3 protein-coding genes are annotated in these 3,330 nt (G+C 51.5%); 1 reads left to right on the top strand and 2 read right to left on the bottom strand.

The annotated features are described in order from the left end of the window. Positions 1-254: 254 nt before the first annotated feature. Both Q7V48_05430 and Q7V48_05435 read right to left on the bottom strand, forming a co-directional pair. A complete protein-coding gene (locus tag Q7V48_05430) occupies positions 255-1,802 on the bottom strand; it encodes an acyl-CoA carboxylase subunit beta (protein MDO9210176.1) in 1,548 nt (515 codons plus the stop codon). A gap of 315 nt (positions 1,803-2,117) precedes the next feature. Further along, positions 2,118-2,801, bottom strand: a complete 684-nt coding sequence (locus Q7V48_05435; protein MDO9210177.1) for a GntR family transcriptional regulator — start codon at positions 2,799-2,801, stop codon at positions 2,118-2,120. Positions 2,802-3,031: 230 nt separating this feature from the next. Between Q7V48_05435 and Q7V48_05440 the strand changes: the two genes are divergently transcribed. Beyond that, on the top strand, positions 3,032-3,330 hold a 299-nt coding region (locus tag Q7V48_05440), incomplete at its 3' end, for a tripartite tricarboxylate transporter TctB family protein (protein ID MDO9210178.1).

Below are 3,330 nucleotides of genomic sequence, written 5' to 3' on the forward strand. Positions count from 1 at the left end.
GGTAGGCTTGATTGACAGCCCTGGCAAATAAAACGCAATGGGCATATCCGCTGGATCTGACACTGGTCGCCCCCCACTTCACTCTGAATTCCTTTGCTTCTACTATCGGGAGAATCGTTAGGCTGCCAATGGCAACGAATACGAATAAAAAGAACATAATTTTCTTCATTTCCTTCACCTCCTTGAAAGATTAACTTCCTGATCCAATGGCCAGTGAGATCTTTTCTCGAGACACCTCCTTTCTTCGTTGATCCCTATAGAGGGATATTTCCGTGCCGCCGGGGTGGCTTCTCCTCCCTTTTCCCCTTCAGGGAACGGAAGGCCCGGATGACCCTTAGTCGAGTCTCCCCGGGCTCAATCACGTCATCGATGCACATGGTCTGGGCCAGCCGGTAGGGGTTGGCAAAAAGGTCCCGATACTCCCGGATCTTTTCCTGGAGGAGAGCCGCCGGATCCGCCGCTGCTTTCAGTTCCCGGTTGTAGAGAAGCTTGGCTGCCTGCTCGGCCCCCATGATGGCAAACTCGGCGGTGGGCCAGGCATAGGCGATATCCGTTCCGTGGCAATTATGGCCGCCCATGGCCCAGTGCCCTCCCCCATAGGACTTGCGGAGGGTGATGGCCACTTTGGGAACGGTCGATTCGCAGAAAGCATAGAGAAGTTTTGCTCCGTGGCGGATGATTCCCGTGTGCTCCTGTTGGACTCCCGGAAGATATCCGGGGGTATCCACCAAAAACATCAGCGGGATGTTGAAGGCATCGCAAAAACGAATAAACCGGGCACTTTTGTCCGAAGAATCGACGGTAAGGGAGCCGCCCAGGAACATGGGTTGATTGGCGACGATCCCGATGGACATCCCCCCCAACCGGGCGAAGCCGGTGACGATATTTTTCGCAAAGTCGGCCTTGGCTTCCATGAAGTCGCCGTCATCCACGATTTTCTTGATGACCCGACGGATATCGTAGGCACGCTGAGGATTCGAAGGGACCAGGTCCTCCAGTTCGGGAACCAGACGGTCCTCGGGGTCCCCGTTGGGGCGGTCGGGGGGCAACTCCCGATAGTTGGGGGGAAAATAACTCAACAGCTTGCGAATCTGCTGGAAGCACTCCTGCTCGCTGGCGACCAGAAAATCGGCCGCTCCAGTAACCTGGGTGCAAACCCGCGCGCCTCCCAGTTTGTCAAAGGTGATCTCCTCTCCGGTAATTTCCCGGATGATGGCCGGACCGGTGATGAACATCTCTCCCAAGCCTTCGACGATGAAGACAAAATCCGTCAGGGCCGCACCGTAGACCGCATACCCGGCGCAGCGGCCCAGGATGGCGGTGATCTGCGGAACGACCCCGGAAGCCAGGGTATTGCTGTAAAAAACCGACAGCGCATAGGAGGTCTTGTCCGCCCCTTCCTGGATTCTCCCCCCGGATGAATCGTTCAGCTGGATCAAAGGGGATCCGTTTTTCACGGCCTGATCGATGGTCAGGGACATTTTGCGAATATGAGAGCTGGAGCCCGATCCACCCATGATCAGGCTGTCATTGGCCGTTACGTAGACCCTCTGGTTGTCGACGTTTCCCCACCCCACGATCGCCCCGTCTCCCGGATAGCGCTTGCGGTCTAAGCCGAAATCCCGGCCTATGGTCTCGGCAAATGGATACTGTTCGCAGAATGTGCCCGGGTCGAGAAGCGCCTCGATCCGCTCCCGGGCGGTTAATAACCCTTTCTGGTGGACCTCGGCAATTTTTTGTTCTCCGGCTGTTACCTTGGCCTGAGCCCGCCGTTCCCGCAATTCTTTAATCGCCTCTTGCATGCCCGCATCTTTAGCCAATTCCCTACCTCCTGTATTCTGTTTATCGACTCGATGCCTTGGGGCACCCGTATTCCTCACGGATGCCGGACTATCTTCCTTACCCTTCCCAGCTCAAAACCCGGGCGATTAAATCGCCGAGATCGTCTAACAGGGACTTTTAAATACCTTGGGGAAGTCCAACTCCCTTCCCTGGGTTGCCATCTTTAGGGAGGCCGACTCCAGATCGATCCTTTTCCCCAGGGCTCATTGCTTGTCCTCCTGTCAAGTTTCGAGGATGCAGCCAAGCTCCATGATCAACCTCTGCCAATGACCGACTTAAGAAATCAGCCTATCGGCAAAAGGATTGGAGTTCTTGGGAATGAAGAAAATCTTCAAGTACGCTGCGGAGATGCTCGGACATCCGCTTCTCCGCTTGGTTTCCATCTCTATTTTTTCAATGGCGGCAAAGATTAAAACGTGCTCTTTATGTGATTTGGCCACTCGCCCTAAAATGAGACTGGCTATTTTTCGGTAACGATCAAGATGGTTTCTAAGGGTTGAGTAAGCTTGGACGATTCTTTCATTTTTGGTTGTGGTGAGGAGAAAATCGTGAAATTTGGTGTTGGCAGTAAAACAGCGTTTTACATCGCCCCGGCGCAAAGCTTCTTCAGCCTCCCTAAGAATTTCTTTCGCCCCCTGGGGTTCCAATTCGGAATAATTTTCGCTGAGAACCTTTACCGAGAATCTCTCGAGAGCTTCACGGAGCTGGAAGATTTCGTGGATATTCTTCCGGCTGATCTCCGTTACAAAGCACCCTTTAAAGGGAACCGTGTAGACCAACCCATCCTGTTCGAGAAGCATGAGAGCCTCCCGGATGGGAGACTTGCTAACCCCCAATTCTTCTGCTAAGCGCTGTTCAACCAATTGTTCATTGGGAGAAAGGGATAATTCGATAATGCTTTTCTTTATGACTTCGTAGACCTTGTCTTTAAGAAGTTGGACATCAGAGATTTTTCCCAATCGATATTTTTCCTGCATTGGTTATCCAAATATGATATCTGATATATGGTGTTTTTCTTTACAAAAAATTGGAGGGCTTGTCAAGGAAAAAAGTTTTAATTGTGTTACCCAAGGGAATATGCTTATATGATTATTAATGTTGACAAAAATTGTGAGGGCGGTTTAGAATTTTTTAAAATCCACTGTTTAGAAAGAGTCTATCACTCCTTTTCCCCCCAATTGATCCAGCAATGGAAAAAACTCAAAGCCATTACAACCGAATCGCCGCCATCTTTTTCCTGATCGTTGGGATATTTTTTTTCCTTTACGCTCGTTCAGTCGAGATCGGAAGCTGGAATGAGCCCGGCCCTGGTTTCCTGCCTTTCTGGGCCGGCCTCACCTTAAGTGCCATGTCTATCGCCCTCCTTTTGGGAAGCTATGAAAAAAAGGCCTGGGCCGTAAGGCCTTCTTTCTTTCCCAAGGGTGATTCCTGGAAACGGGTTCTTTTGACTTTCCTCTCGTTGATCGCCTACAACCTGCTTTTAAACCC

The organism is Deltaproteobacteria bacterium, assembly GCA_030654105.1.
Taxonomy (GTDB): Bacteria; Desulfobacterota; SM23-61; order SM23-61; family SM23-61; genus JAHJQK01.

Excerpts from the sequence above, each read along its gene's own strand:
- Q7V48_05430 (MDO9210176.1), bottom strand. The coding sequence starts at position 1,802 with ATGCAAGAGGCGATTAAAGAATTGCGGGAACGGCGGGCTCAGGCCAAG.